23 protein-coding genes and 4 pseudogenes are annotated in these 26203 nt (G+C 68.6%); 13 read left to right on the top strand and 14 right to left on the bottom strand.

Annotated elements, in window-relative coordinates; translation table 11 throughout:
- The first annotated feature begins 75 nt into the window (after positions 1–75).
- Positions 76–2921 (top strand): annotated as a pseudogene (locus N4G47_RS14020) (S8 family serine peptidase).
- A gap of 44 nt (positions 2922–2965) precedes the next feature.
- On the opposite strand, the gene N4G47_RS14015 reads toward N4G47_RS14020, so the two are convergent.
- Positions 2966–4063 carry a Glu/Leu/Phe/Val dehydrogenase dimerization domain-containing protein gene (locus N4G47_RS14015; protein ID WP_475287875.1) on the bottom strand — a complete coding sequence of 366 codons (1098 nt, stop codon included), beginning with the start codon at positions 4061–4063 and terminating at the stop codon, positions 2966–2968.
- A 275-nt stretch (positions 4064–4338) separates the two neighbouring features.
- On the opposite strand from N4G47_RS14015, the gene N4G47_RS14010 reads away from it, so the two are divergent.
- A complete protein-coding gene (locus tag N4G47_RS14010) occupies positions 4339–5415 on the top strand; it encodes an HDOD domain-containing protein (RefSeq protein WP_475289947.1) in 1077 nt (358 codons plus the stop codon).
- A 3-nt stretch (positions 5416–5418) separates the two neighbouring features.
- Here N4G47_RS14010 and N4G47_RS14005 read toward each other — a convergent pair whose 3' ends face one another.
- From N4G47_RS14005 to N4G47_RS13995, 3 genes are all read right to left on the bottom strand, one after another.
- On the bottom strand, positions 5419–7008 hold the full coding sequence (locus N4G47_RS14005; protein ID WP_475287872.1) for a phospholipase D family protein: 1590 nt from the start codon (positions 7006–7008) through the stop codon (positions 5419–5421).
- Between the two features lie 74 nt (positions 7009–7082).
- A complete protein-coding gene (locus N4G47_RS14000; RefSeq protein WP_475287870.1) occupies positions 7083–7781 on the bottom strand; it encodes an RNA pseudouridine synthase in 699 nt (232 codons plus the stop codon).
- Between the two features lie 47 nt (positions 7782–7828).
- On the bottom strand, positions 7829–8329 hold the full coding sequence (locus N4G47_RS13995) for a M48 metallopeptidase family protein (RefSeq protein ID WP_475287868.1): 501 nt from the start codon (positions 8327–8329) through the stop codon (positions 7829–7831).
- A gap of 61 nt (positions 8330–8390) precedes the next feature.
- Between N4G47_RS13995 and N4G47_RS13990 the strand changes: the two genes are divergently transcribed.
- Both N4G47_RS13990 and N4G47_RS13985 read left to right on the top strand, forming a co-directional pair.
- Positions 8391–8948 (top strand): DUF2058 domain-containing protein, encoded by a 558-nt coding sequence (locus tag N4G47_RS13990; RefSeq protein WP_475287867.1) that lies wholly within the window; start codon positions 8391–8393, stop codon positions 8946–8948.
- Between the two features lie 106 nt (positions 8949–9054).
- Positions 9055–9321, top strand: a complete 267-nt coding sequence (locus N4G47_RS13985; protein WP_107231154.1) for a DksA/TraR family C4-type zinc finger protein — start codon at positions 9055–9057, stop codon at positions 9319–9321.
- A gap of 528 nt (positions 9322–9849) precedes the next feature.
- Here N4G47_RS13985 and N4G47_RS13980 read toward each other — a convergent pair.
- Both N4G47_RS13980 and N4G47_RS13975 read right to left on the bottom strand, forming a co-directional pair.
- On the bottom strand, positions 9850–10443 hold the full coding sequence (locus tag N4G47_RS13980) for a mechanosensitive ion channel domain-containing protein (protein ID WP_475287864.1): 594 nt from the start codon (positions 10441–10443) through the stop codon (positions 9850–9852).
- 36 nt (positions 10444–10479) lie between these two features.
- A complete protein-coding gene (locus N4G47_RS13975; RefSeq protein WP_057497409.1) occupies positions 10480–10659 on the bottom strand; it encodes a hypothetical protein in 180 nt (59 codons plus the stop codon).
- A 125-nt stretch (positions 10660–10784) separates the two neighbouring features.
- Between N4G47_RS13975 and N4G47_RS13970 the strand changes: the two genes are divergently transcribed.
- The 3 genes and pseudogenes from N4G47_RS13970 to N4G47_RS13960 all read left to right on the top strand — a co-directional run bounded on the left by N4G47_RS13970 (position 10785) and on the right by N4G47_RS13960 (position 12782).
- On the top strand, positions 10785–11363 hold the full coding sequence (locus tag N4G47_RS13970; RefSeq protein WP_032965935.1) for an RNA polymerase sigma factor: 579 nt from the start codon (positions 10785–10787) through the stop codon (positions 11361–11363).
- Positions 11360–11892: pseudogene (locus tag N4G47_RS13965) on the top strand (hypothetical protein). Before N4G47_RS13970 ends, N4G47_RS13965 begins: the two are co-directional and overlap by 4 nt.
- Before the next feature lie 10 nt (positions 11893–11902).
- A pseudogene (locus N4G47_RS13960) lies at positions 11903–12782 on the top strand (DUF4097 family beta strand repeat-containing protein).
- A gap of 49 nt (positions 12783–12831) precedes the next feature.
- Here N4G47_RS13960 and N4G47_RS13955 read toward each other — a convergent pair.
- The 3 genes from N4G47_RS13955 to N4G47_RS13945 all read right to left on the bottom strand — a co-directional run bounded on the left by N4G47_RS13955 (position 12832) and on the right by N4G47_RS13945 (position 14910).
- Positions 12832–13014: a hypothetical protein gene (locus N4G47_RS13955; protein ID WP_005410566.1), complete on the bottom strand. Its 183-nt coding sequence runs from the start codon at positions 13012–13014 to the stop codon at positions 12832–12834.
- Between the two features lie 11 nt (positions 13015–13025).
- Positions 13026–13319, bottom strand: a complete 294-nt coding sequence (locus N4G47_RS13950) for a YkgJ family cysteine cluster protein (protein ID WP_106551109.1) — start codon at positions 13317–13319, stop codon at positions 13026–13028.
- A gap of 229 nt (positions 13320–13548) precedes the next feature.
- Positions 13549–14910 carry an Hsp70 family protein gene (locus N4G47_RS13945; protein WP_475287861.1) on the bottom strand — a complete coding sequence of 454 codons (1362 nt, stop codon included), beginning with the start codon at positions 14908–14910 and terminating at the stop codon, positions 13549–13551.
- A gap of 179 nt (positions 14911–15089) precedes the next feature.
- Here N4G47_RS13945 and N4G47_RS13940 point away from each other — a divergent pair, with 179 nt between their 5' ends.
- Positions 15090–15425, top strand: a complete 336-nt coding sequence (locus N4G47_RS13940; protein ID WP_249843261.1) for a zinc ribbon domain-containing protein YjdM — start codon at positions 15090–15092, stop codon at positions 15423–15425.
- Between the two features lie 6 nt (positions 15426–15431).
- Here N4G47_RS13940 and N4G47_RS13935 read toward each other — a convergent pair.
- Positions 15432–16573, bottom strand: a pseudogene (locus tag N4G47_RS13935) (transglutaminase domain-containing protein).
- Positions 16574–16802: 229 nt separating this feature from the next.
- Between N4G47_RS13935 and N4G47_RS13930 the strand changes: the two are divergent.
- From N4G47_RS13930 to N4G47_RS13915, 4 genes are all read left to right on the top strand, one after another.
- Positions 16803–17405 carry an HD domain-containing protein gene (locus N4G47_RS13930; RefSeq protein ID WP_475287857.1) on the top strand — a complete coding sequence of 201 codons (603 nt, stop codon included), beginning with the start codon at positions 16803–16805 and terminating at the stop codon, positions 17403–17405.
- Positions 17406–17437: 32 nt separating this feature from the next.
- Complete coding sequence (locus tag N4G47_RS13925; protein WP_475287855.1) at positions 17438–17632, top strand: oxidoreductase-like domain-containing protein; 195 nt, start codon at positions 17438–17440, stop codon at positions 17630–17632.
- Positions 17629–18246: a DUF998 domain-containing protein gene (locus tag N4G47_RS13920; protein ID WP_475287852.1), complete on the top strand. Its 618-nt coding sequence runs from the start codon at positions 17629–17631 to the stop codon at positions 18244–18246. Before N4G47_RS13925 ends, N4G47_RS13920 begins: the two co-directional genes overlap by 4 nt.
- A 78-nt stretch (positions 18247–18324) precedes the next feature.
- Positions 18325–19671: a virulence factor family protein gene (locus N4G47_RS13915; RefSeq protein WP_475287850.1), complete on the top strand. Its 1347-nt coding sequence runs from the start codon at positions 18325–18327 to the stop codon at positions 19669–19671.
- Positions 19672–19811: 140 nt separating this feature from the next.
- Here the strand turns inward: N4G47_RS13915 and mprF are convergent, their stop codons facing one another.
- Positions 19812–22376, bottom strand: coding sequence for a bifunctional lysylphosphatidylglycerol flippase/synthetase MprF (gene mprF / locus N4G47_RS13910; protein ID WP_475287848.1), 2565 nt, complete (start codon positions 22374–22376; stop codon positions 19812–19814).
- 192 nt (positions 22377–22568) lie between these two features.
- Between mprF and N4G47_RS13905 the strand changes: the two genes are divergently transcribed.
- Positions 22569–22916: a RidA family protein gene (locus N4G47_RS13905; RefSeq protein ID WP_049426796.1), complete on the top strand. Its 348-nt coding sequence runs from the start codon at positions 22569–22571 to the stop codon at positions 22914–22916.
- 49 nt (positions 22917–22965) lie between these two features.
- On the opposite strand, the gene rnfB is transcribed toward N4G47_RS13905, so the two are convergent.
- The 3 genes from rnfB to metG all read right to left on the bottom strand — a co-directional run bounded on the left by rnfB (position 22966) and on the right by metG (position 26147).
- The gene (gene rnfB, locus N4G47_RS13900; RefSeq protein ID WP_249843267.1) at positions 22966–23379 is read right to left on the bottom strand and encodes an Rnf electron transport complex subunit RnfB; all 414 of its coding nucleotides are present in this window, start codon (positions 23377–23379) and stop codon (positions 22966–22968) included.
- A 25-nt stretch (positions 23380–23404) separates the two neighbouring features.
- Complete coding sequence (locus tag N4G47_RS13895; RefSeq protein WP_107231141.1) at positions 23405–23995, bottom strand: HAD family hydrolase; 591 nt, start codon at positions 23993–23995, stop codon at positions 23405–23407.
- Positions 23996–24065: 70 nt separating this feature from the next.
- On the bottom strand, positions 24066–26147 hold the full coding sequence (metG, locus tag N4G47_RS13890; protein ID WP_475287842.1) for a methionine--tRNA ligase: 2082 nt from the start codon (positions 26145–26147) through the stop codon (positions 24066–24068).
- Positions 26148–26203: the final 56 nt, after the last annotated feature.

Genomic DNA, 26203 nt, shown 5'->3' with positions numbered 1-26203 from the left:
CGGGGAGGGCTGCCGCTGGGCAGCGCCGGTTACCTGCCGGGATGAAGGCAGGCCAACGTTCATGGGAAGGATTCGATGGAACGCACGACAACGGTCAAGACTGTCCTGGCAACCGCGCTGACGATGGCGCTCACGGCCTGTGGAGGTGGCGGGGGCGGCGGCAGCAATGTGCGCGTCGACCCACCGCCGACCACGCCGACGCCACCGACCACACCCACGCCGACACCCCCGGCGCCGGCCAAGCCGCAGGAGCCCACCTTCGACGCGCATCTGGCAGTGACCAATGCACGGCCGGCACAGGCGGCTGGCCTGACCGGCCAGGGCGTGCGCATCGGCATCGTCGACTCGGGCGTGCAGCGCAACGCCGCTGCATTGAACGGCCGGGTGATCGGCAACCTCAACTACATCGACCCGGCCCGCAACAATCTCGGCGTCGATGACGTGGTCGGCCACGGCACCGCAGTGGCCAGTCTGGCCGCGGGTACCGCCGTGGGTTCGTGGCCGGGCGGCATCGCGCCGGGGGCGCAGATCGTCTCGGCACGGATCATCTCCGACAAGCCGCCGGCCGATGACGGCAGTGGCAAGGGCAACGCATTCAGCGGCCCGCTGGGCGTGGCCCAGGTCCACCAGGACCTGATCAACTACAACGTGAAGGTGATGAACAATTCGTGGGGCGGCCTGTACTGGACCGACCTGCCGACCACCGCGCAGGTGGCCGCCGAGTATCGCCCGTTCGTGATCAACCACGGTGGGCTGGTGGTATTCGCTGCCGGCAACGACGGCCGCAGCGAGCCGAGCAGCCTGGCCGCACTGCCCAGCCAGCAGGGCGTGGCCGGTTCGCTGCCGGCAGCCGACCTGGAGCGGGGCTGGCTGGTGGCGACCGCGGTGGACCCGTATTCGCCCGGCGCCCTGGCCAGCTACGCCAATGCCTGCGGGCAGGCGGCACGCTATTGCCTGGCAGCACCGGGCAGTGCGGTCTATCCCGATGCCTCGGGGGCTCCTACTACTGGAACTACGGCACTTCGTTCGCGGCGCCGCTGGTGTCCGGCGCGGCCGCACTGGTCTGGCAGCGCTTCCCGTATTTCGACAACAACCTGGTGCGGCAGACCCTGCTGGGCACGGCCAAGGACATCGGCGCAGCCGGTGTCGATCCGGTGTTCGGGTATGGCCTGCTGGACATCGGCCGTGCGATCAACGGCCCCGGCCGCTTCGACTGGGGCGATGTGGTGGCCGACGTGGACACCGCCTCGACCGGGTCGGTGTGGAGCAACGACATCGCCGGCAGCGGTGGCCTGGTCAAGCGCGGCGGCGGAACGCTGGTACTGAGCGGCAACAATGGTTACACCGGCGCCACCCGCATCGAACGCGGCATCCTGTCGCTTCGCGATGGCGGTGTGATCCGCTCCAACGTAACCATCCTCGGCCAGCCTGACCCGGATTCCACCGGCCTGCAGTTCAACGGTGGCACGCCGCGCGTGGTCGGCAACGTGATCAATGGCAGCAGCGTGTTCCTGACCACCGGCAACACCACCGGCACCATCGAGGGCAACTACACCCAGCAGGCCGGCGCGCAGCTGATGATCGCGCTCGGCGCCAGCGCGCTGCAGGTCACCGGCACGGCGGCGATCGATGGTGGCGTGCGCGTGCATGGTTTCGTGTCCGGCTATGTGCCGCAGGACGGCAGCCGGCAGGACCTGATCCATGCGGCGGGCGGGCTGTCAGGTACATTCAGCACCGCAGCCACCTCCAGTGGACTGCAGGGTCTGTCGTTGCTGCAGACCAGCTATGGCTATGACAGCACCAACGCCTGGTTGAACCTGACCCGGGTCAGCGTCACCGCCGCCGCCTCAGGGCTGGGGGCCTCGGCGCAGGCCGCGGCGCAGCGGCTGGACAGCGCGTTCACTACGCTTGATGGCAACAGCGGCCTGCAGGCGACGCCGTTCGGTGCGGCCGCCGGTGCGCTGCAATGGACCGGTGGCGGCCGTGAGGGCCTGGCGGCCAGCCTGCAGAGCCTGTCCGGGCAGGCGCATGCGCGCGCCGAGGCCGCCACGTTCGACAGCATCGACATGTCGCGGCGCGCGATTGCCGAGCGCTTCGATCGCGTGCAGGCCACGCCGCAGCTGCGCGGTAGCTGGCAGAGCGCGCTGGGCGAAGCCGGGCAGGGCAGTTTCGCCGGCAACAGCGCCGACAGCCGTGGCTGGATGGCTGGCCAGGACCTGCCGCTGGGCAGCAACGGCCTGATGGGCGTGGCCTTCGGCGAGACCCGCAGCAACGGCGGCAGCCACTTCGGCGGTGATCGCGGGCGTGATCGCCAGGCGCAGGCGCAGCTGTATGCCGGCTGGAACCTGGGGCGCGGCTATGCGCTGGCCCAGGTCGGCAGCGGCCAGTTCTCCCGCGCGCTGGATCGCCAGCTGCTGCTGGGCGCCGGCGCCTATGGGGTCTCTGCGCGTTATGGCGGTCGTTTCAGCAGCGCCAGCGTGGAAAGCGGTTATCGCCTGGGCCGTGCCGGCGCTTCGATGACACCGTACCTGGGGGCCAGCACCACGCGCGTGGATACCGATGCGTTCAACGAGCTGGGTGGATTCGGCTTCGGTCTGCGCGGTGATGGCAACCGCGTGCAGCGCAGCCAGATGCTGGCCGGCATCCGTGGCGAGCGTGGCTGGGGGCGCTGGACGCTGCGTGGACATGCCGAGTGGCAGCAACGGCTGGACGCCGGTGACGCCGATTGGCAGGCCAGCTTTGTCGGCGTCGATGCCTGGGCGCCGCTGGCAGGCAGCAACGCGCCGCGTGGCAGTGCGCTGCTGGGCGTGGCGCTGGAGTCGTGGTGGGGTCGCAATGGCCGCCTGAGCGTGGGCTTCGACCAGCGCGTCGGCGGCGAGGGCGCGCGCCAGGCCGCGTTGCGCTACAGCACCGGGTTCTGATGCAACGGTCGCGCCGGGTGATGCCCGGCGCGACGCCTTCAGCCTCAGCCGCCGCGCAGATTACCCAGGCGCGGCGTACTGCGGCCCAACGGCATCTTCAGCTTGCCGATGGACAGGATGCGGCTTTCGGCGATGCGGTCGGCGGCGCGCTGCGGTGCGATGTTCTCGCGCTGCGACAGTTCGAAGATGCGGGTGAGGTTGTGATAGATGCTGCGGATCAGGCGCATCGCGCGTTCGCGGTTGTAGCCGTCGATTTCCAGCGACACGTTCATCACGCCGCCCGCATTGACCGCATAGTCCGGTGCATACAGGATGCCGCGCGCATGCAGCTGGTCGCCGATGTCCAGGCTCGACAGCTGGTTGTTGGCGGTGCCGCAGATGATCTTCGCCTTGATCCGCGGCACGGTGTCGGCATTGATCGCGCCCTCCAGCGCACACGGTGCGAACACGTCGGCGTTCACTTCGTGGATCTCATCCGGCTTGACCGCTTCGGCGCCGAAATCGCTGACCGCGCGATCGACCAGGGTGCTGTCCAGGTCGGTCACGTACAGCTTGGCACCGCGGTCGCGCAGCAACTTCACCAGTTCCATGCCGATGTGGCCCAGGCCCTGCACGGCGATGCTGGTCTTGCCCACTTCCTCGTGGCCGAACTTGAAGCGCATCGAGGCCATCAGCGCCTGCAGCGCACCGTAGGCGGTGAACGGTGCCGGATCACCCGAACCGCCATGGACCTGGTGCACGCCGGTCACGAACTGGCTCTCCAGGTAGATGTTCTCCATGTCGTTGACGTCGGTGCCGACGTCCTCGGCGGTGATGTAACGCCCGCCCAGCGAATCGACATAGCGGCCGAAGGCGCGGAACAGCACTTCGGTCTTGTCGGTCTTGGGGTCGCCGATGATCACCGCCTTGCCGCCACCGACGTTGAGGCCGGCCAGCGCATTCTTGTAGGTCATCGTCCGGCTCAGCCGCAGCACGTCGGCCAGCGCCTCGTCGGTGCTGGCATACGGACGCATGCGCACGCCGCCCAGGGCCGGGCCCAGGGTGGTGTTGTGGATGGCGATGATCGCCTGCAGGCCGGCATCGTGGTTGTGGCAGAACACCACTTGTTCGTGGCCGGTGGTGGCGAGGGTTTCGAATAGCATGGCGTCTCCGATGGCGCGAACAGCAGCGAACTGCAGCGAACGGCCAGTGAACGGTAGGGTCCCAAAACAAAAAAGCGACGTCGTCGGTGCAGGGGGACGGGTCGCGCGGCGCCATTCTAGTCCATTCCCCGGCGCTTGCCGTCGACAACGGCGGCGGTCCGGTTAAAGAAGATGAAAGTGCGGCCGATGCTGCGACGACGGCCGGTGGCCGGATCGGCGTGAAGAGGCAGGCGGTCAGTGACGGCAAGGGCACCACAACAACAGGGCAGGCAGCGATGACTGCGGCGTGGTGGCGACGCCTGCGCGGCTGGCTGGCGCGTTCGACCGGGGCCGCACCGTCGCGCCTGGCGGCCGTTTCGCGACAGGCGGTGGCCGCCGCAGCGGCCAGCCTGCAGGGCGAGGCCTTGCCTGCGGGCGAGATCGCCGGACATCTGCAGCGTGGCCTGCACGCGCTGGCGCTGTACCCGCGGCTGGCCGGCGAGCCGGAGCCGGCGCAGAACGCCGGGCTGGCCGATGCGGTGGCGCGCGCGCTGCAGGCCCGCGACTGGGCGGCCCGGCAGTTGCCACGCCGGCCACAACTGCTGCCGCAGCTGATCCAGACCGTCAACGATGACGCTGCGTCTGCACGGGTGATGGCGGCGATCATCGGCCAGGACCCGGTGCTGACCGGCAACCTGCTGCGCATCGCCAACAGCCCGGCCTACAAGGTGCACGAGCGCCCGGTGGAGAGCCTGCAGCGGGCGGTGACCCTGGTCGGCACCGAGGGCGTGCGCCAGATCATCAGCGCCGTGCTGGTACAGCCGGTGATGCAGGTGCAGTGCGAGGTGTTCCCGCAGTTCAGCGCGATCATCTGGGAGCACGCCCTGCTGGCCTCGCGCGCCGCCGCCGACCACGCGCGCACGGTCACTTTCGGCGATGCATTCGCCGCGCAATGGCTGGGCCTGGTGCAGGGGTTGGGTTCGGCACTGGTGATGCGCCAGCTGCTGCAGGAGGCACAGGCGCGCGGCGAAAGCGTGGAGCCGGCATTGGCCCTGCAGCTGCTGCAGCAATGGTCGTTGCCGCTGGCACAACGCGTGGCTGCGGCCTGGGAGCTGCCCGAACCGGTGCACCAGGCGCTGGCGCCGGAGGCCGAGGGACCACTGGCCGACAGCCTGCGCCTGGCCAGTGCCGCCGCAGCGGCCAGCCTGCTGTGCCGCCATGGCCACGCCAGCCAGAGCCGCATGCTGGCGCTGCTGGAGCAACTGCCGTCGGCGCCGCCGCATGCGCTGCGCTGGATCTGGCGGCGCCTGCACGGGCGCAGCGTGGAAACGCTGGATGAAGCCGGGCAGGAAGCGGCCGGCCCGGCACCCTGAAACCTACAGCTGCGATTCCACCGGCAGCCAGCTGATCACCCGCGCGGTCCAGCGCTTGCCCAGGCTGGCACCGGGTTCGGCCTCCACCCAGTGCGGTGGCGGCTGCCGTTCCAGCCAGCGCAGCCTGTCGTTGTGGTCCAGGGCCAGCCACCAGCTGTGCGCGGGGTTGGCCAGGCGCAGGTACTCCTCGCGCAGCTGCGCCCCGAGTACCGGATCATCGAACAGCACACCCATCTCGGTGTTGAGGTAGGCCGAGCGCGGGTCGAGGTTGAACGAGCCGACGAAGCCGCGCCGGTCGTCGACCACGAACGCCTTGGTATGCAGGCTGGCGCCACTGCTGCCGAACAGGCTGGTATCGGGACGGCCGTGCGCCTTCAGTTCGTACAGCTGCACGCCGGCCTGCAGCAGTGGAACGCGGTAACCCATGTAACCCCCATGCACGGCGGCCACATCGTTGGCGGCCAGCGAGTTGGTGACCACACCGACCTGCGCGCCCGTGGCGGCCAGTGTCGACAGCGCATGCACGCCATCGTCGCCGGGCACGAAGTAGGGCGAGATCAGCAGCGCGCTGCGGCGGGTGCTGCGCAGTTCTTCGCTCAGCGTGCTGACCAGCCAGCTGCGGCGATCATCGTCGCGATGCTTCATCGGCGGATCGGAGGCGATGCGGACCTCGGCGCTCCAGTGCAGTGGTTCCGGGCTGGGCCGCTGCAGCAGGCGCGAGGCTGCCACGCGCTGCAGGTAGGGCTGGGCCTTGGCCTGCATCGCATCCAGGTCCGATTGGCGCACCAGCTGCCGCAGCTGCGCATCGGTGTAGGACGCCAGTGCGGAAATCGGAATCGCCGCGCTGCTGTTCCAGTAGTCGTCGAAGATCTGGTTGGCCTGCAGCACGGCCGGCCCGGCCACCACCAGGTCCAGGTCCTGGAAGTTCACATCATCGCGCGCACTGAAGTATTCCTCGCCGATGTTGCGGCCACCGACGATGGCGATGCGGCCATCGGCGATCCAGCTCTTGTTGTGCATGCGGTGGTTCACGCTGAAGGCGCGTTGCACCAGTTCCAGCGTGCGGGCGATGCCGCTGCGGTTGCGGAACGGGTTGTACAGGCGGATCTCGATGTTGGGGTGCGCATCGAGCGCCATCATCAGCGCGTCCTTGTCCTTGGCATTCATGTCATCCAGCAGGATGCGCACGCGCACACCGCGCTCGGCTGCGTCATACAGCGCCTTGGCCATCAGGTGGCCGATCAGGTCGTCGTGCCAGATGTAGTACTGCAGGTCGAGGCTGCGGCCGGCGTGTGCGGTGATCATCGCGCGCGCGGCGAACGCGTCCATGCCATCACTGAGGAAGGCCACGCCGGACTTGCCGGGATGGGCATCCTGCAGCGGCACGATCTCCTGGTCGATGCGGGTCTGCGCCGGCTGCAACGGCAGCACCTGCGAGGGCGCGCCCTGCGCCTGCGGCGTGAGATGGTCGGCCAGCAGCAGGCCGGACAAGACCAGCAGCAACAGTGCGGCGAGGAGGAGTGCAGCGATGCGCAGCAGGCGTCGCCACAGGGGCTTGGGTGGGCTCATGCCCCGATGGTAGAGCCACGCCATGCGTGGAGGAATGTCTACAGGATCAGTTCGGGGTCAGAGCCCTTGCCTGCGGCAAGGGATCCGACCCCGGAGCCTCAGAACCGCTCGTCGCTGCCCAGGTAACGCCACTGCGCCGGCGGCAGCGGCCCCAATGCCACGCGGCCGATGCGCAGTCGGCGCACGGCCAGCACCTGCAGGCCGGCGGCGGTCACCGCCACGCGCAGGCCCTTGGCGGTCAGCCCCTTGCCGGCGAAGCGCAGGCGCTGCTCGCTCTGCCAGCTGACCTTGGCGCCACCGGATTCCTGCTGCAGCCGCGCCATCAGCCACGGCCCGCGCTCGGGGCCGCCTTCGGCCACTTCGATCAGGTATTCCTGCTCGGTGCGGCCCAGATTGCGCTGCAGATGGGCCAGCGCGGCCGGATCCTGGCTGACCACCACCAGGCCGCTGTCACTGGCCGGAAGCGAGGCGGCCAGCTGCAGGCCGTGGAAATGCCGTTGCAGGGGGCGGATGCCGCTGGCATCGAGCTCGCTGCGACTGTCGCTGCTGACCAGCGCGCACAGGGTTTCGGCGGCAACGCCGGCCGGCTTGTGCAGCAGCATGCTGACCCGTTCGGCCTTGTCGTCGCTGGCCTGGTCGGCCACCACGATCACCGCGCTGTCATCGACCGGCCGCTGCGGTTGTTCCACCACCTCGCCGTTGACCGAAACCCAGCCGCCCTCGATGTAGCGCCGCGCCTCGCCGCGCGGGATCCCGAGCAGGGCGGACAGGTGTTTGTCGAGACGGGTCGGTTCCATGGCGGGCAGGTCGGGCAGGGGGCGCGCAGTGTAGCTGCTGCGGGCGGTCAGCGCTGGCCGCGGTTGGCCAGCTCGGTCAGGTACAGGCGGGTATCGAACTCCAGCTGCAGGTAATCCGGTTCCATGTGCTGGCACAGCTGGTAGAAGGCCTTGTTGTGGTCGGCCTCCTTCAGGTGCGCCAGCTCATGCACCACGATCATGCGCAGGAACGCCGCTGGCGCCTGGCGGAACACGGTAGCGATGCGGATCTCACGGCTGGCCTTGAGGCGGCCGCCGTGCACGCGGGAAATGGCGGTATGCGTGCCCAGTGCGTGCTTGATCACTTCCAGGGTGTTGTCGTAGCAGACCTTGTTGAGCGGCACCGACTTGCGCAGGTAGCGGTCCTTCAGGTCCTGGGTGTAGTCGTACAACTGCCGATCGCTGCGCACCTCGTGCGGGTCGGGATAGCGTTGCTGCAGCCAGGGGCCGAGCTTGCCCTGCACCAGCAGTTCGCTGACCTGGGCGACCAGGGGTTCGGGATAGCCGGTGAGGTACTTCAGGACTGCCATGCAGGGGCGGCGGGGCGTCGGTAGAATGGGGCATCCAGATTACACGCGGTACGCATCGACCATGGCAAAGCCCAACGCGCTGCAGGAACAATTGCTCAAGGCCGGCCTGGCCAAGAAGTCGCAGGCCAGCGCCGCCGCGCGCGAGCAGGCCAAGGCCCGGCAGGGCAAGGCCGAATCGACCTCGGCCGAGGTCCAGCGCGAAGCTGAACGCGCCCGCGCCGAGAAGGTCGAGCGCGACCGCATGCTGGCCGCCGAGCGCAATGCCCAGGCCAAGCAGGCTGAACAGAAGGCGCAGGCCAGGCAGATCATCAGTGCCCACGCCGTGCCCCACAAGGGCGATGACGAGTACCGCTTCAGCGACGGCGCGGCGATCCGCACCCTGCTGATCGACCCCAAGCTGCGCAAGGCGCTGTCGGTGGGTGTGCTGGTGATCGTGGCCCACGGTGACGGCTACGCGCTGCTGCCACGCGCCGCCGCCGAGAAGGTGCGCGAGCGCACCCCGGAGGCGATCATCGTCGACCACGGTCAGCCGGGCTCGAGCGCCGAGATCTCCACCGGCAACGCCGAGGACGATGCCTACTACGCCCAGTTCCAGGTACCCGACGACCTGGTCTGGTAAGGCGCGGCTGAACCGACCGCTACGCCCGCCGGGCATGGCCCGGCGCTACCATTGGCGGCGGAGTGCATCGTCCCCATATCGGGCGACACACCTGCGGAGGATGGCCATGGCCACCGGTTGGGCGGGAGACGGCGCGGTCCAGGACCAGATCGACGCCACCGTTGACGATGCGATTGCGCGTGCGCGGCGCCAGCTGCGCCAGGGCCCGGGTCTGGAACACTGTGAGGAATGCGATGCGCCGATCCCGTTGGCGCGGCGTCAGGCCGTGCCCGGCGTGCGCCTGTGCGTGGCCTGCCAGCAGGCACACGATGAAGCGGAACAGGCCCAGAGCGGGTACAACCGCCGCGGCAGCAAGGACAGCCAGCTGAGGTAAGGGTGTCCGGCAGGGCTGCGCCCTGCACCTGCTCAATGCAACGGCAAGAGCAGCGTCCAAAGCCAAAGCGGCTTCCCGAGGGATGGTGGGACGGTGTGGGCAGGCAGGACACGCCGTAAACCCATCCATGGGGGCTCGATGGCGCCATCCATGGCGCCAACGGTCCTGCCTACCCACACCGCCCCACCTCTGACAGATCCCCGCGATCGGGTGGATCCACGCCATGCGTGGATGAAATCCGTCAGATATCGAAATAAATCGGGGTCAGATCCGTTTTCCGCAGGAAAACGGATCTGACCCCATCGGCATGTCCAACAGACCGGAGGAAACTGTCGAAGGCGGGGTGGGTCCGGTTGAGGGGGCGTGAGCCGCATGGATGCGGCGACCGAGCCTACATGGACGTATTTACGGCGTCCCCCTCAACCGGACCCAGCCCGCCAACCCACGGATAGCAAGCTGTTGCTTCTGACGTTGAGGTTGCCGTTGCTCCAGGCAGGTGCAGGGCTGCAAGCCCTGCTAAGAAAAGCCTCAGCCGTCGCCCTGGATGCCGCCGGGGGCCTGCGCCGGGTCGCGCCAGCGGCGCACCGTGCGTTGGAAGAACAGGTTGTTCGGCAGTTGCAGCACGGTGCCCTCGTGGCCGTCACCGGTCTCCTGCAGCGTGGTGTAGATCAGGTTGACGTCGATCACCCGGCCCTTCAGGCCCGGCTTTTCGCCGTTCTCCAGCACCTCGATGTAGTCGTGCAGGCGGAACGGGCGGGTGGTGAAGATCAGCAGCGTGCAGAAGATGTTGGACAGCACGCTCCAGGCTGCGAAGAAGGCCACCGCACCCACTGCGGCGAAACCGGTGAAGGCGGTCCACAGCACTGACGGCGATGCCCCGAGCAGGCTGAGGATGTACAGCAGAGCACTGAAATAGACCACGAAGCTGATGATGCGGCGCGCGCCCATCACCATTTCCGGTGGCAGTGTGTAGTGCTCGGCGAAGCGCCGGATCAGGCGGCGGGCGAGCACCCGCAGCAGCCAGGCCACCAGCAGCACCAGCACGATCTGCAGGGCGACGCCTGCGTAGTTCAGCCACGGGTGGGTCCAGGCCGGCAGGTGATCCTTCAGCGACAACATCATGGGGGCGACAACAGGTGGCGATAACGGCCCTCGATGTTACCCGCCGCGTGCCGGTGTTTCGACCATCGGTGTCCAGGCCAGGCACACCAGCGCCTGGCGATGCTGGTGCAGGCAGGCGCGGCCGGCGTCGGCCCGCAGATGCAGCGACAGGCCCAGGGCCTGCAGCACGACGCAGGCGGCGATCACCAGCAGGGCGGCGCAGGTTGGGCTGGACATGTCAGGGCTCCACAGGAGGTTTTCAGCAGGGACTTCCCATGGATGCAGCAACCACCGGAAAGGTTGCATCGCTTCACGCGAGGGTCGGCTCTAAACCTTTTCCCGGCTCGCCGCATCCAAGCGATATGCTCGACACCACCATGCCCGCGCCGCCTGCCGCCAACGACGCCGTCGATGAACCCGCGTTGGTGCGGGCGGCCGCCGCCGGCGATACGGCCGCCTATGAACTGCTGTACCGGCGCCACGCGCCACGCGTGTTCGCCGTGCTGTGGCGGCTGTGTGGCGGCCAGCAGGCACGTGCCGAGGATGCATTGCAGGAAGCCTTCCTGCAGGCGTGGAAGGCGCTGCCGGGGTTCCGTTTCGAGAGCAGCCTGTCGACCTGGCTGCATCGGCTGGGGGTCAACGCCGCACTGATGGAACTGCGCGGTCGCGCCGCCGGGCAGGACCACGACAGTCTGGAGGATGTCGACGGCGGCCTGCAGGAACTGGCGGTGCATGACCGTTGCGCGGGCACCGAGCGTGACCTGGAGCGCGCATTGTCGACACTGCCACCACGAGCGCGTGCGGTACTGGTACTGCACGATATCGAAGGCTGGAAACACCAGGAAATCGCCGAGCAGCTGCAGATGGCTGTCGGCAGTTCCAAAGCACAGTTGCATCGTGCGCGCGGCCTGTTGCGCGCACGGCTGGGAGACATGACATGAGTACGCACGACCACGATTCCGACCCCGACCTGCAGGCCCGGCTGCGCGCGCTGCCCAACGAGCGCGGTGTGCCGGCCGATGGCTGGGCACGCCTGTCGGCCCGGCTGCCGCCACGCCAGGCGCAGGCGGCTGCGGTGACCACCGGCAACGTGGTGGCGCTGCCGCGACGTTCGCCGCGCCGCGTGTGGTTGCCGTTGGGCGCTGCGCTGGCGGCCAGCCTGGCGCTGTATGCGGTGGCGCCGTGGCGCCATGCGCCGCCGGACGCGCCGGCGCCGTCCCCCTGCAGCTGCAGGCGGCGGCGATGACCGCACAGTACCAGCAGGCCGTTGCGGCGCTGCCCGATGGGCGCGCACCGGAATGGCAGCCGGCGCTGCATGAACTGGATGAAAGTGCGGCGCAGATCCGTGCCGCGCTGGCGCAGGATCCGCGCGCCCCGCACCTGCTTGGCCAGCTCAAGCGCACCTATGCGCTGCGGTTGGAACTGACCCGGCAGGCGGCCTATGCCGTCGAGTCCGGCCTGACGACCTGAGGAGACCCCCATGACCCGAACCCTGATGTCCTGCTGCGTCGCGCTGCTGCTGGTGCCTGCCGTGGCGCTGGCCGACACCCGCATCGACGAACGCCACACCCTGGCCACAGGAGGGCGCATTGAACTGAGCAACGTGGCCGGCAAGGTGACCGTGCGCGGCTGGGATCGCAATGACGTGCAGCTCACCGGCACGCTCAGTGACGGCCTGCAGCTGCGCCAGGAGAAGAGTGCCAACCGCGTGCGCTGGGAGATCGAGTACCCGCGTCGCAACAACAATGGGGGCGACGCTGGTGCTGAACGTGCCGCGTTCAGTGGAACTGCTGCTGAGCACGGTCAGTGCCAGCCAGGACATCGCGGGCATCGACGTACGCCGCCTGCAGGCCGACACGGTCAGCGGCAGCCTGTCCGCATCCGGGCGCAGTGGCGACAGCAAGCTCAATACGGTCAGCGGCAGCGTCAATGCGCGGTTGCAGACGCCGAAGCTGGACGTGAACACGGTCAGCGGCCGGATCGAGGCCGGGGGCGGCTTGTCGGGCGATATCGGGGCGCAGACGGTGTCCGGCCGGGTCGAGGTGGACGCCGGGCGCGTGCAGCGGCTGGCCGTGGAGACCGTCTCGGGCAGCATCGACCTGGCAGCAGCCGGGTTGGCACCCGGCGGCCGTATCAGCGTCGAATCGGTGAGTGCCTCGGTCAATCTGCGGCTGCCGCGCACGGTGTCGGCACAGCTGTCGGTGAACAGCTTCAGCGGTTCGATCAACAGCGATGCCGGCCAGGTGGAGCGGCCGCGCTATGGCCCGGGCAGCCATCTGGATACGCGGCTGGGCGGCGGTGATGGTGACATCCGCATCCAGTCGCATTCGGGCAGCGTGCAGGTTCGCCTGGACCGCTGAGCGCGATCGGGCAGGCCGCGGCGGCAGCGCCGCCGCGGTCGGAGCGGGGTCAGCTGGCTTTCTTCAGCGCCCAGGTGGTGCCGAGGACTTCGATCTTGCCACCGGCCTTGCGGAACGCAGCCAGGTCCGAAGCGATCGAATCACTGCTGACCACGGTGCTGGCGGCCGCGCCCTTGCGTTCGCTGCGGATGCTGTTGCTGGCCTTCGCGGGGGTCTTTGCCTTGCGGGGCATGGTTGCTCCTGTCAGGTGGAAGGGGAGGAAAGCGCCCAGGCATCGGCCTGGCGCAGGTAGTCCTGCCGCTCGCGGCGGCAGTCATCGCCGCCCATCGAAAACTGGCGGCAGATCGCCGGGCGCTGCGAATAGATCGTGCAGCGCAGGTGATAGGGATCGATCGCCGCGCACCAGCCTTCCTCGTTGCGCGCCATCACGGCACGGCCGTGCGCGTCGCGCGAAAGGAACTGGCCGGGCACCTGGTCGCCGGGCTGCAGCAGCACGGGCAGCCGGCAACAGACCGCGTCACAACGGCGGCAGTCGATGGGTGCAGGTGCTGCGTCAGGTTGTAAGGCCTCTGGGGCCTGGCGGGTGCCCAAAGCGGGTCTCGATGGCGGCTCCGGTGGTACGCGGACCATGAACGAGCCAGGAAGGCATGGCCGCTAGGCCCGCAGGGCGGGCCGGGCTGCACGTTAGACACACACCGGCGTGGCCGATGGAAGGTGCAGCGGAGTTCTAGCCGACCAAGAGTAACTTAGGTCGCGTAACGATTTGTTAATCCTGGCTGGCTGCCGCCAGCGCCAGGCCCTGGACCACCCCCAGCGAAGGCTCGCCGTGGACCACGCGGGCACCCGGGAAGGCCGCCGCCACAACCTGGCGCAGGTAGCCGGCGCGGGACATGCCGCCGGTCAGGAACACCGCATCCGGGTCGCCACCGATGTCACTGCGCACCTGGGCCAGCAGTTCGCGGATCTGCTCCAGGTAGCCATGGGCGGCCATGGCCAGGCCTTCGGCGCTGCTGTCGGCGTGCAGGTCGCGGGCGATGTAGTCCAGCGTGCTGCGGTGTTCGCTGGCAGCGCTGAGGGCGATCTTGGCCCGCTCGACATCGCGGTACAGGCGGGCGGTGTTGCCGGTGTCCTGCAGCGCCTGCAGGCGGTCGCCCCACGGTGCGTCCACATGGTCGTACTTGTGCTGGCGGAAATCGCGTTGGCGGGTCATGTCCTGCACGGTGGCCGCTTCCACGTAATGGTGAGCGGGCACGCGGGTGATGCCGCGACCGAACAGCGGCATGTAGCTGGACAGGCTCAGCGCCAGGTCGATATCGGTACCGCCGCGGGCGATACCCCAGGCACGGTGGATGCGCGGTGCCGCTTCACCGCCGACTTCGGCGTGGGCGATGTCGGTGGTGCCGCCGCCGATGTCGACGATGACCGCCTGGTGCCGCTCGCGGCTTTCGGCGTGGTAGTGCATGGCCGCCGCAGCGGGTTCTTCGAGGAAGTCGATGTGGTCGAAGCCGGCCTGGGTGGCCGCTTCGCGCAGGATGTCCAGCGCCTGGTCGTTGCCGGCCGCACCGATCGAGCTGCGGAACTGCACCGGACGGCCCAGCAGTGCCGCGCGCAGCGGCTGGCCGAGCTGGGCGCTGGCGGTCAGGCGGATGTGTTCGAGGATGTGCGCGGCGATGCCGGTGATGGTCTGCTTCGCACGCGGGTGCAGGTTGTAGCCGAGCATCGATTTCGGGCTCTGCACGAGGTTGCCTTCGTGCTCCTCGAAATACGCTTCCAGGGCCTCATCGCCGTAGATCGCGTTCTGCAGCAGGTCGCTGGCGCTGCGTTCCTTGCCGGCGCGCGCTTCCATCCATTCCCGGCGCAGGGCGCGAAGGGCTTCGCGGCGCAGCGCCTGCGGCGTGCGTTCCTGGCCGGCGGCACGCGCTGCGCGGGCGGCGCTGTCGATCATCTGCTGCAGCTGGTGTTCCTGCCCATCGTCGAGCTGGAAGTCGTCCGGGTCGGGCACCACGCCGGGGAAATACACGCTGGTGCGGAACTGCTCGGCATCGCCGAAACGGATCGGCAGCAGCTTGCCCTCATGCACGATGGCGGCGGCGGAGTTGCTGGTACCGAAGTCGATGCCGAGGCGCATGGGGCGTTCCGGGGGCGGGCGGGGGCCGCGCACTCTGCGGCAGTTCGCTGCCGACTGCAAGTTCCAGCGCCGCCGCGTTCCTGGTCGCGCCTGCGAGCCGCTGGACCCCGCCCGGAAAATGGGCATGCGGGCCGGGCGGTTACAATGGCAGCTGTTGATTCATTTTGAGGTACTTGCCGATGTCTTCCGTCCCCGCCTGCCCGCAGTGCACCCTTGAAAACACCTACGCCGATGGCGCGCTGTGGATCTGCGCCGACTGCGGCTTCGAATGGACCGCCGAGGAAGGCGCCGGTTCGACCCTGGTCGTGCGTGACAGCAACGGCAACACGCTGCAGGCCGGCGACACCGTCACCGTGATCAAGGACCTGAAGGTGAAGGGCTCTTCGATCCCGCTCAAGCAGGGCACAGTGATCCGTAACATCCGCCTGGTCGAGGACGATGCCGAACACATCGAAGGCAACTCGGACAAGATCAAGGGGCTGGTGCTCAAGACCTGCTTCCTCAAGAAGGCCTGAGCCGCTTCAGCGCCGTGCCTGCTGCTGCGCACGCCAACGGGCCAGGCTGTCCAGCTTGGCCTGGTAGCGCGCCTGCTGCTGCGCGCCGCCCAGTTCCTGGGCGCGCAGCAGTTCACGATCCGCACGCCCAAGCTGGCCGGACAGGAAGTACACCCGCGCCAGCCCGAAGTGGAATTGATGGGCGGTGTCATACAGGCGCACGGCCTGCCGGTAGTAGCGGATGGCATCGTCCAGCCGGCCGGCACGTTCGGCCTGTGCGCCGAACATGTACTGCGCGAACGGATCCTCGCGTTGCACCGAGCGCAGGCGCTGTTCCAGCGCCTGTGCCTGCACCACCATTCCCAGCCGGCGGTACAACGCGCTGACGTTGCTCAGTGCCGCATCCTGGCGCCCGTCCAGGCGCAGGGCCATTTCCAGCGCACGGCGTGCGGCAGCGGTATCGCCACTGCGGTTTTCCAGCACGCCCAGGTTGTTCCAGGTGGCAGCGAAGGTGTTGTCCTGCGCCAGCGCAGCGTTGAAGAACGCGCGTGCGCCGTCCAGATCACCACTGGCCATGCGCTCGGCGCCGCGGTTGTTGTAGAAGTGCGCCAGTGCCCGCGACGCGCTGATCGGTTGCGGGCCGCGACGGTCGTACAGCACGTTGCGATCAAGGTCGACGGTGGCGAAGCGACCGCCGAAGCCGACCCCGGCATTGACGTGGCCGACGCTGTAGACAAACCCCTGATCCTGGTCCTGATACCACGACACCACCTGGCCGACTTCCTGCACGCGCGCCTGGATGCCGGCTTCGCGTGCCAGGGCCACGAACATCAGCGTGAACGCCAGGCAGTTGGCACGGCGCTGCTGCCAGATTTCGGCGACGGTGAGGGTGGCATCGGCGTCGTACTGCAGGTCCAGTCCATGGCGGTCGAAGATCATCTCGACCAGCCCCTGCAGGCGCTGCTCGCGCGAGAAACCACGACTGATCACCTGGGTGCGCAGCATCTCGCGCATGGCCGGCGGAATTTCCGAGACCTGCGACGGCGGTGGAATGACCACTGCGGCGCTGCGGGTGGGGAGGCCGCAGCCGGGGCGTCCAGTGCGGAGGCGGGCGCTGTGGCCAGCGCGGCCAGCACCATGACCAGGAATCGGGCGGCAGGACGGTACATGACGGCTCCCGGCAGCGGCGGGCGCTCCCGCCTGTGGCGAGTGTAGACCCGCCGCTGCACGGGTGCCGCGACCGTTGGTCGGCGCGCGCGTTCATCCACAGCGGATGTGGACCAGCGCTCGACAAAGCTGTGGACAACCGTGCCAGGGCCACGCGTGGCAAGCGTTGTGAGTGCATGGTGAAAAACTCGCCAGCTTGCCCGGGGCCCGCGCAGGCGGGATGATCCGGGCATGGACTTCTCACCGCTGGCACTTGCCCCGGCGCAGTGGCAGGCATTGCAGGACAGTTATGCAACGCCGCCACGGGCCTACCATCACTTCGGCCACGTGCGCGCCGTGTTGCAGCACTGTCAGGAGGTGGCTGACGGCCCCGGATGGCAGCAACCGGCCGAGGTCTACCTGGCCGTGCTCTACCACGATGCGATCTATCAGGCCGGTCGCAAGGACAACGAGGCCCGTTCGGCACAGCTGGCGCTGCAGGCGATCGCGCAGGCGCCGGAACTGGCCGGCATCGATGCCGGACGGGTGCAGCAGCTGATCCTGCTGACCGCCCGCCACGGCGAACTGGGGCCCGACGACGTTGATGTCGAAGCGGCGCTGTTCCTGGATTGCGACATGGCGATCCTGGCCGCGCCCGAACCGGTGTTCAGCGCCTACGACCGTGGCGTTGCCGAGGAGTACAAGGGCGTGGTGCCCGGCTTCCTGTACCGTGCCGGACGCCGCCGCTTCCTGCAGGGACTGTTGCGTACGCCGCGCATCTTCCTCAGCGACTTCTTCCACCAGCGCCTGGATGCCGCGGCCCGCGATAACCTGCGCCGCCAGCTGGGCGGCTGAGCTGGGCCGTTACACTGGCGCCTGTTTCCCCCATGCCGCGTGCCACTGTGCCTGTTCCCGATCCCGATCCCGATCCCCGTCCGCTGCCGCCGGAAGAGCCTGGTCCCAACGAATGTTGTGGTAGCGGCTGCCCGCTGTGCGTGCTGGATCTGTATGCCGACGAACTGCAGCGTTACCGCAAGGCGCTGGCGGAATGGCAGGCGCGACATCCGGAGGCCGCGCCATGAGCCGTGCGCGCCCGGCGGCGCTGCTGGCACTGGTGGCCCTGCTGGTGTTCGTGGCTACCGCGGTGTGGACCCAGTTCGCACGCACCGACCTGGACTGGGTACGGGCCACGCTCAGCCTCTACCTGCATGGCCCGTGGGGGCTGGCGTTGCGCGCGGCGTACTGCCTGCTGGCGCTGGCCATCGCGGTACTCGGCATCGCGCTCTATCGCGCCAGCGTCGGCCCACGCCGCAGCGCCGCCGCACCCCTGCTGTTCACCGTTTCCGCGCTGGGCCTGGCCACCGTCGCCATCGGTGACAGCTGGTTGCCCGAGGCGACCCCGCTGCTGGCGCCCTTCATCCATGGCCTGGCGGCCAACACGGCGTTCCTGTGTGCCAGCGTCGGCATGCTGCTGCAGGCCTGGTATCTGCGCCGCGAGCCCGGCTGGAAGACCGCGGCCGGCCTGCTCTGGGGCTGGGCCTGGCTGGCGTTCGTGCTGTTGTGGCTGCATGTGCTGTGGCGCGCCGGACCACCGCGCGGGCTGGGCCAGAAGGCGGTGATCGCGGTGATCGTGGGCTGGCTGCTGTACCTGGCGTTGACGTTGTACCGGCGCAGCCGCCGCGCTGCGGCCCGCTGAAGCCCCAACGGCCTGCACCGGTACGTGCCGTGCACGCGGCGGCGGCGTATCGTGTGCGCATTCCATCGGGGATGCGATATGAAGCGTGCAGGGCTGGGCAGGGCAATGGGTGTGGTACTGGCGCTGGCTGCGCTGCCGGCGATGGCAGCAGGCAGCGTGCAGCAGTTCAGCCACGGGCGTTTCGACCAGATTCCGGTGCATATGCCGGCCGGTACACCGCAGCGCGTGGTGATCTGGTTCCATGAACCCAGCGCCGGCGGAGATACCAGTCGCCTGCCCATCGAAGCCCTTCGCGCCGACGGCGCACTGGTGGCTGCGGTGGATGTCGCGCACCTGCGTGGCGTCCTCAAGCGCGAAGGCGACCCGACCTGTTCGTTCGGCGCCGGTGATGTGGAGAATTTCTCGCGCTGGCTGCAGGCGTCGCTGCATCTGCCGGGCTACCACCTGCCGCTGGTCGGTGGTGATGGCGAAGGCGCCGAGATGGCCTACACGCTGGCCGCACAGGCCGATACGCAGGTGTTTGCCGGCCTGCTGACCACCGGCTTCTGCCCGGACCACAGCCACGAGCGCATGGTCTGCGGCGACGGCGTGAAGCACAACAGGTTGCAGCCTGCCGAGTTGAATTTCCCGTGGCTGAGTGCCGCGGGCGACCACGGCTGCAAAGTCGGCGAGGCCAGCCGGTTCGTGCAGCAGGTAGCGATGGCGCGCGAATTCAAGCGCACTGCGCGTGGCGATGCCTCACCCGGGCTGGTCGCGGCGGCACGGGTGATGGGAGCGCAGGCGGGCGTCAGCCTGGCGCCACCGCCGGCCGCATTGAAGGGGCTGCCGGTGGTGGAAATGCCGGCCACCGGCAACGGCGATACGCTGGCCGTGTTCGTCTCCGGCGATGGCGGTTGGGCCGGCCTGGACAAGGAGGTGGCGTCGTCGCTCAACGAGCATGGCGTGGCCGTGGTCGGCATCGATTCCCTGCGCTATTTCTGGAGCGAGCGCACACCGAAGGGATTCGCCGCCGACCTGCAGAAGATCATCGACCACTATCGCCAGCAGTGGCACCGCGACAAGGTGATGCTGATCGGCTTCTCGCAGGGCGCCGATGTGTTGCCGGCGACGATCAACCAGCTCGATCCCGCTTCCCGTGAGGCGCTGGAGCGCATCGTGCTGCTTTCGGTGGGCAAGAAGGCCGACTTCGAATTCCACGTCAGCAACTGGCTGGGCGGTGGCGGCGACGGGCTGCCGATCGCACCGGAAGTGGCGAAGCTGCCGGCCGCCAAGACCCTGTGCGTGTATGGGCAGGATGACGATGACGCGCTGTGCCCAGGCCTGCCGGCCAACGATGGCGTGCAGAAGGTGAAGCTGCCGGGCGACCATCACTTCAATGGCGACTACGATCGCCTGGCCGACGTGATCCTCAAGGGCGGCGCCTGACGCTCATGTAGCGTCGAGCCATGCTCGACGGACGTTGGTAGACGCCGACCTTGGTCGGCGCCGGGAAGCGTGTCGACCAAGGTCGACACCCCGCAGAGCGAGCCGGTAGCGCCGGGCCATGCGCGGCGACAAGCGGCGCGTCAGTTCCGCCGCGGGTCCAGCGAGATCAACCGCGTGGCATCCAGCAGCGCTGCCGGCAGATGCATGCCGCCCGGCGCGGCGAGGTAGCGCGGCCGCCACTGCGGATCGAACTTGGACTTGAAGCGACGCAGCCCACTGAACCCATAGAAGCGTTCGCCGTGCCGCGCCAGCAGGCCGGCCAGGCGGTTCCAGCGCCCGGCCAGGCGATGCTGGGCCAGCCCGGACAACGGCGCCATGCCCAGCGAGAAACGCGCATAGCCCTGCGCGCGCCCCCACAGGAACAGCTCGATGAACAGGAAGTCCATCGTGCCCTTCGGTGCTTCGTTGACGTGGCGCATCAGGTCCACCGACAGCTCGGCACCGGCCGGTGCCTGCCACAGGTTGGCGAACGCGACGATCTGCCCTTCGGCCTCGACCAGCGCCACCGGGAAGCGCGCCAGGTAGTCCGGGTCGTAGCTGCCCAGCGAGAAGCCCTTCTCGTCGCCGGCCTTGTCTTCCAGCCATGCGTTGGAGATCGCATGCAGGCGCGGCAACAGACTGGGAATCTCTTCGGTAGGCGCCACGCGGAACGACAGCCCGCTGCGCTTGCCGCGATTCCAGGCTTGGCGCAGGTCGGCGCGCTCGCGGCCTTCCAGGCCGAAGTCGTGCAGTGGCACCATCGCTTCCTCGCCCAGCTTGACCAGGCCCAGGCCGAGATCGAGATAGGTCTGCCAGTAGGTTTCGCCCACCTGGTAGAACACCGGGCGCAGGCCAAGCCGATCGGCTTCCTCGCGGAAACGCCAGATCAACGCGCGCGCGACCTCCGGCGGTCCGACCGGATCGCCCATCGCGATCAGCGAGCCGCCATAGCGCTGCATCATCACAAAGCCCTGCTTCGCATCATCGCGCAGCACCGCCTTGTCGGCGGTCAGCACCAGGCAGGCCTGGGTATCGGTGGCGCCGGCCAGCACCGGTGCCAGCGCCTGCAACGTGGCCTCATCGGCGGCGGGCAACGGGCTGCGCGTGCTGTGCAGCAGCCGCGCCAGGCCGAACATCACCAGCGCAATGGCCACCACCAGCAGCGCACGCAGCGCGCGCGGTGCATTGCCGGACAGCGCGAACTGCCACCACAGCTCGTTCTGGTATTCGACATGGCTGTAGGTGAAGAACAGCAGCCAGGTGACTGCCACCAGCACCAGGCCCAGGTTGCGCAGCCAGGGCCAGGACCAGGCTTCGTCCAGCAGCGCGCCCTGGCGGTAGAACTCGCGGCGCGCGGCCCACAGCGCCATCGCCACCAGCAGTGCCGAGACCGCGATCAGCGGTTGGCCGCCACGCAGCCACAGCGGCAGCGGCGTGATCACGCACACCGCCATCGCCAGCATCCACGCGGCGTGGCTGCGCCGGGCCAGACCCTGGCCGATCAGCAGCAGGGCGACGCCACTGAGGCTGCCGATCAGGTGCGAGGTTTCCAGGATCGGCAGCGACGCGTTGAGCAGGTGGCGGCGTGGGGTCGGCAGGGTGCCGTCGATGACCAGCGCGGCACCGACACTGAACACCGCCAGCGCGATGATCTGCGGCAACCAGGGGCGAAGCGCGTTCCAACCCGCACGGGTGGCGCCGGCGCTGGCCTGCAGCGGTTGGCGCAGGGCCGGCGCCAGCGCCAGCAGGGTGGCCAACAGCAGCGGCAGCACGTAATAGGTGACGCGGTAGATCAGCGCGGCCGCCAGCACCGCCGCCGGCGCCACCTGCGGCAGCAGCTTCAGCAGGCTCCATTCGAACACGCCCAGGCCGGCTGGCACGGTCGACACCAGGCCGGCCAGCACCGCGACCAGGTAAAGGCCGACGAAGCCGGGCAGGCCGGTCGGTGTCGAATCGGGCAGCAGCACGTAGAACGCGGCGCTGGCCAGCACCAGTTCGATGACGCTCAGCACGGTGACGCCGATCATGGTGCGCCGGTCGGGCAGCCACAGCGCATGGCCGAACACGCTGAACTGGCGTCCCTCGCGCCCCACCAGCAGCAGGGTGGCCGCGTAGGCGAGCAGGGCGACGATGCCGACCACGCGCACCGCATCGGGATCCAACGGCAGTGCCAGCGCCGCCGCCGCCGGTTCCATGCACAGTGCCACGCTGATCAGCAGCCACGCACCGAACACGAAGCCCAGCGTGCTCATCAGCACCACCTGGCCGATCTGCGCCAGGTCCAGGCCAGCCGTGCGATAGCCGCGCAGGCGCACCGCGCCACCGGTCAGTGCAGCAAAGCCCACGGTCTGGCCCAGCGTGTGCGCCAGGAACGCGGTGATGCCGACGCGCGCCGGATGCACGCGGATACCGCTGCGGCGCAGGCCGATGGCATCGAAGCCGATCAGGCAGGCGTAGCTGGCCAGGCCCAGCACCACGGTGAGCGCGATCTGCGTGCCGCTGAGCTGGTGGAAGGCGTGGCGGATGGCGCGGTAGCCGTTCTCATCGAACTCGTTGGCCAGGCCGTGCAGCGCCAGGGCGAGGATCAGCAGCGGCACGACGATGGTCAGGACCCGCTTCCATGCCGGGGTGGAGGGAGCGGTGGCGGGGTCGGTGGTTTCGGTCATCGGCGCAAGCGTGCGTCAGGGAGGGCGAGGGCAGTGTCAATGCAGGCGTGGCGCATCGTGCGCCTGTCTTCGGCATTTGACCAGCGGCGGTGTCGGAAGCGGGTAGTGACTGCGTGTGCAGGGGTGTCCTGCACCCACCGTTGACCGGTTTGGGGGACAATGCAGGCCTGATCACCCGAAGGAGCCACGCCCATGATGGAGCGTTACGACGTCGGACCGCGCATGTCCGAAATGACCGTGTACAACAAGGTCGCCTACCTCTCCGGCCAGATTCCGGAGGACACCAGCCAGGACATCACCGGGCAGACCCGGCAGGTGCTGGCCGAGATCGACAAGCTGCTGGCGCTGGTGGCCAGCGATCGCCAGCACGTGCTGCGCGCCGAAGTGTTCCTGGCCGACATGGCCGACTTCGACGGCATGAACAAGGCGTGGGATGAGTGGGTGGTGGAAGGTGCGACCCCGGCCCGTGCCACGGTCGAGGCCAAGCTGGCCCATGCCGAATGGAAGGTCGAGATCGTGGTGACGGCGGCCGTGCCGTAACTGCGGGATAGGTCAGATCCCTTTCCTGCGGAAAGGGATCTGACCCCTGTTACAGGGGCAGCATCTCGATGCAGTCCACCGGGCACGGCGGAATGCACAGCTCGCAGCCGGTGCACAGATCGGCGATCACCGTGTGCATGTACTTGGCGCCGCCGACGATGGCGTCGACCGGGCAGGCCTGGATGCACTTGGTGCAGCCGATGCAGTCGGCTTCCACGATCAGCGCCACCTGCGGCGCCTTGTGCTCGCCGCGCGAGCGGTCGTACGGCAGCGCCGGCACGCCCAGCACCTGCGCCAGTGCACGCGCACCGGCATCGCCGCCCGGCGGGCAGCGGTCCACCGTGGCCTCGCCCCGCGCCATTGCCTGCGCGTACGGGCGGCAGCCGTCGTAGCCGCACTGCCCGCATTGGGTCTGCGGCAGCAGGCGGTCGAGGCGTTCGGTCAGGGGCGGGATCAGGCTCATGCGTGGCGAAGGCTGCGCGTTGGGGTCACTTCAGGGGTTTGCCGCGGAACCAGCGCTCGTGGGCCAGCGCCAGCATCGGCTTGTCTTCGGAACTGTCACCGTAGGCATGGATGCGCACGTAGCGCGACAGATCGAACTGGCGGCGGATGTGCTCGACCTTGCGCGGGCCGCAGTCGCCACCGGCGTAACGACCGGTCAGGCGGCCGTCCTGGCTTTCCAGGCGGTTGCAGATCAACTGCAGGCCCAGCTGTTCGCACCATGGCCGCAGGTACAGGTCCAGCGAGCCGGACACGATCACCACCGTGTGCTGCTGTTCCTTGTGCCAGCGGATCTGCTCCAGCATTTCCGGGCGCACCACTTCGGGCAGGAACTCACGCGAAAAGCCGGTGGCCAGCGTGGCGATGTCGTCGCTGTGGCGGTCGCTGAAGGTCAGGCGGGTGACGCGCGCGCGGATGCGTTCGGCCGAGATCAGCTTCAGCTTGTACGCCAGCAGCCACGGGCCGACCTTCCACCACGCCTGCGCCAGCTGTTCGGCGGTAGCTACACGGCGCAGGAAGCGGCCATAGGTATCGCAGGTGGTCACGGTGTGGTCGAAGTCGAACAGCGCCAGTTCCATTCCGTTCCCTCCCATCGCGGTGCGTTCCGGTGCCGGCGGGCGCGGCCGGTGGCCACGCCCGCAGTGGGCATCAGCGGACCGGCATGCCCGGCTGTGCACCGTTGTCGGCGTCCAGCAGCGCCAGTGCGCCACCGTCGAAACCGGCCGACAGGATCATGCCTTCGCTCAGGCCGAAGCGCATCTTGCGCGGGGCCAGGTTGGCGATGAACACCACGCTGCGGCCGACCAGCTGCTCCGGCTCGCCGTAGCTGCCGCGGATGCCGGAGAAGATCTGGCGCTTGCCCAGTTCGCCGGCGTCCAGTTCGAAGCGCAGCAGCTTGTCCGAACCTTCCACGAACTCGCATACCAGCACCTTGCCGATGCGCAGGTCGAGCTTGGCGAAATCGTCGATGCCGATGTAGGCCGGCGCATCGGCGCTCTTGGTGTCGTCCTTGGCCGGTGCCGGTGCGGCCGGCTTGACCGCTTCGGTCTTGGCGGCGGGGGCGGCCGCGGCGGCCGGCTGCAGGGTGTCCTTGGAGGCGTCGATCATGGCGTCAATCTTCTTCGGGTCGATACGGGTGAACAGTGGGGTGTAGTCGGTGATGCGGTGGCCCAGCAGCGGCTGCGCCAGCTCGGTCCAGTCGTTCACCGGCGCGGCCAGGAAGGCCTCGGCCTGCGCGGCGGTGGCCGGCAGTACCGGCTTCAGCGCGGTCACCAGCACGCGGAACAGGTTCAGGCCCTGGCTGCACACCGCCTGCAGCTGCGCGTCGGCGCCGTCCTGCTTGGCGATCACCCACGGCTTGACGTCGTCGATGTAGCGGTTGGCTTCGTCGGCCAGGGTCATGGTCAGGCGGATCGCCGCGGCCGGGTCGTTGCGCTCGTAGGCTTCACGGATCGGCGCCAGGCCATCGACGAAGCGCTGATACTGCGCTGCATCGGGCAGCTGCGCGGCCAGCTGGCCGTCGAAGCGCTTGCTGATGAAGCCGGCGCAACGGCTGGCCAGATTGACGAACTTGCCGACCAGGTCGGCGTTGACGCGGGCGATGAAGTCACCCAGGTTCAGGTCGAGATCGTCGACGCCGCCGCCGGACTTGGCCGCGTAGTAATAGCGCAGTGCTTCCGGTTCCAGCCCGGCGTCCAGGAAGGTACGAGCCATCACGAAGGTGCCGCGCGACTTGCTCATCTTGGCGCCGTCCACGGTCAGATAACCGTTCACGTGCAGGCGGGTCGGCGCGCGATGGCCGGTACCGTGCAGCACCGCCGGCCAGAACAGGCCGTGGAAGTTGACGATGTCCTTGCCGATGAAGTGGTGCAGTTCGGTGCTGGTGCCGGCGCGCAGGTGCGCGTCGAAGTCTTCGCCCAGCTTGCCGCACAGGGTCTGGAAGCTGGACAGGTAGCCGATCGGCGCGTCCAGCCAGACATAGAAGTACTTGCCCGGCTGGCCGGGAATCTGGAAGCCGAAGTACGGCGCATCGCGCGAGATGTCCCACGCGCGCAGGCCACCTTCGGCATTGAGCCACTCACCGAGCTTGGCCTTCACGCCGGGCAGCGCCACGTCGCCGGCCAGCCATTCGCGCAGGAACGCATCGAAGTGGCCCACCTCGAAGAAGAAGTGCTCCGAATCGCGCATTTCCGGCGTGGCACCGGAAATCACCGAACGCGGCTCCTTCAGGTCGGTCGGCGCATAGGTGGCACCGCACACTTCGCAGTTGTCGCCGTACTGGTCGGGGCTGCCGCAGTTCGGGCAGATGCCCTTGACGTAGCGGTCGGGCAGGAACATGCCCTTGGCCGGGTCGTAGAACTGCGCCACCGAACGGCGGCTGATGTGGCCGGCCGCTTCCAGCTTCAGGTAGAACTGCTCGGTCAGCGCCTTGTTGGCCGCCGAGTTGGTCGAGTCGTAGTGGTCGAAGGCGACGCCGAAGGCGGCGAAGTCACGCTCGTGGCTGGCCTGGATGTTGGCGATGAAGGTTTCCGGGGTGACCCCGGCCTTCTCGGCCGCCAGCATGATCGGCGTGCCGTGGGTATCGTCGGCGCAGACGAACCAGGCCTTGCCGCCGCTCATTCGCCGCGCACGCACCCAGATGTCGGCCTGGATGTAGCCGACCAGGTGGCCCAGGTGGAGCGGGCCGTTGGCGTAGGGCAGGGCGGTGGTGACGAGCGCGGTACGGGTCATGGTCGCGGGGTGAAGCCGAGGGGAACCGCAGAGTATCGCATGCCCGCAACGAGGTG

It is taken from the genome of Stenotrophomonas sp. GSD10, from assembly GCF_056172695.1.
Note: the sequence above shows the minus strand (reverse complement) of the source record. Positions and strands in the feature narration are given on the sequence as shown.

Bases quoted from the DNA above. Each gene is read 5' to 3' on its own strand.
- N4G47_RS14005 (WP_475287872.1), bottom strand. From the start codon at position 7,008: ATGGCGTGGCTCTACCATCGGGGCATGAGCCCACCCAAGCCCCTGTGG.
- mprF (WP_475287848.1), bottom strand. From the start codon at position 22,376: ATGACCGAAACCACCGACCCCGCCACCGCTCCCTCCACCCCGGCATGG.
- N4G47_RS13895 (WP_107231141.1), bottom strand. From the start codon at position 23,995: ATGGAACTGGCGCTGTTCGACTTCGACCACACCGTGACCACCTGCGAT.
- N4G47_RS13985 (WP_107231154.1), top strand. From the start codon at position 9,055: ATGGCCACCGGTTGGGCGGGAGACGGCGCGGTCCAGGACCAGATCGAC.
- N4G47_RS13990 (WP_475287867.1), top strand. From the start codon at position 8,391: ATGGCAAAGCCCAACGCGCTGCAGGAACAATTGCTCAAGGCCGGCCTG.
- N4G47_RS13980 (WP_475287864.1), bottom strand. From the start codon at position 10,443: ATGATGTTGTCGCTGAAGGATCACCTGCCGGCCTGGACCCACCCGTGG.
- N4G47_RS13945 (WP_475287861.1), bottom strand. From the start codon at position 14,910: ATGCGCCTCGGCATCGACTTCGGTACCAGCAACTCCGCCGCCGCCATC.
- N4G47_RS13920 (WP_475287852.1), top strand. From the start codon at position 17,629: ATGAGCCGTGCGCGCCCGGCGGCGCTGCTGGCACTGGTGGCCCTGCTG.
- N4G47_RS13915 (WP_475287850.1), top strand. From the start codon at position 18,325: ATGAAGCGTGCAGGGCTGGGCAGGGCAATGGGTGTGGTACTGGCGCTG.
- rnfB (WP_249843267.1), bottom strand. From the start codon at position 23,379: ATGAGCCTGATCCCGCCCCTGACCGAACGCCTCGACCGCCTGCTGCCG.
- N4G47_RS13970 (WP_032965935.1), top strand. From the start codon at position 10,785: ATGCTCGACACCACCATGCCCGCGCCGCCTGCCGCCAACGACGCCGTC.
- N4G47_RS14015 (WP_475287875.1), bottom strand. From the start codon at position 4,063: ATGCTATTCGAAACCCTCGCCACCACCGGCCACGAACAAGTGGTGTTC.
- N4G47_RS13940 (WP_249843261.1), top strand. From the start codon at position 15,090: ATGTCTTCCGTCCCCGCCTGCCCGCAGTGCACCCTTGAAAACACCTAC.
- N4G47_RS13930 (WP_475287857.1), top strand. From the start codon at position 16,803: ATGGACTTCTCACCGCTGGCACTTGCCCCGGCGCAGTGGCAGGCATTG.
- N4G47_RS13955 (WP_005410566.1), bottom strand. From the start codon at position 13,014: ATGCCCCGCAAGGCAAAGACCCCCGCGAAGGCCAGCAACAGCATCCGC.
- N4G47_RS13975 (WP_057497409.1), bottom strand. From the start codon at position 10,659: ATGTCCAGCCCAACCTGCGCCGCCCTGCTGGTGATCGCCGCCTGCGTC.
- N4G47_RS13925 (WP_475287855.1), top strand. From the start codon at position 17,438: ATGCCGCGTGCCACTGTGCCTGTTCCCGATCCCGATCCCGATCCCCGT.
- N4G47_RS14010 (WP_475289947.1), top strand. From the start codon at position 4,339: ATGACTGCGGCGTGGTGGCGACGCCTGCGCGGCTGGCTGGCGCGTTCG.
- metG (WP_475287842.1), bottom strand. From the start codon at position 26,147: ATGACCCGTACCGCGCTCGTCACCACCGCCCTGCCCTACGCCAACGGC.
- N4G47_RS14000 (WP_475287870.1), bottom strand. From the start codon at position 7,781: ATGGAACCGACCCGTCTCGACAAACACCTGTCCGCCCTGCTCGGGATC.
- N4G47_RS13995 (WP_475287868.1), bottom strand. From the start codon at position 8,329: ATGGCAGTCCTGAAGTACCTCACCGGCTATCCCGAACCCCTGGTCGCC.
- N4G47_RS13905 (WP_049426796.1), top strand. From the start codon at position 22,569: ATGATGGAGCGTTACGACGTCGGACCGCGCATGTCCGAAATGACCGTG.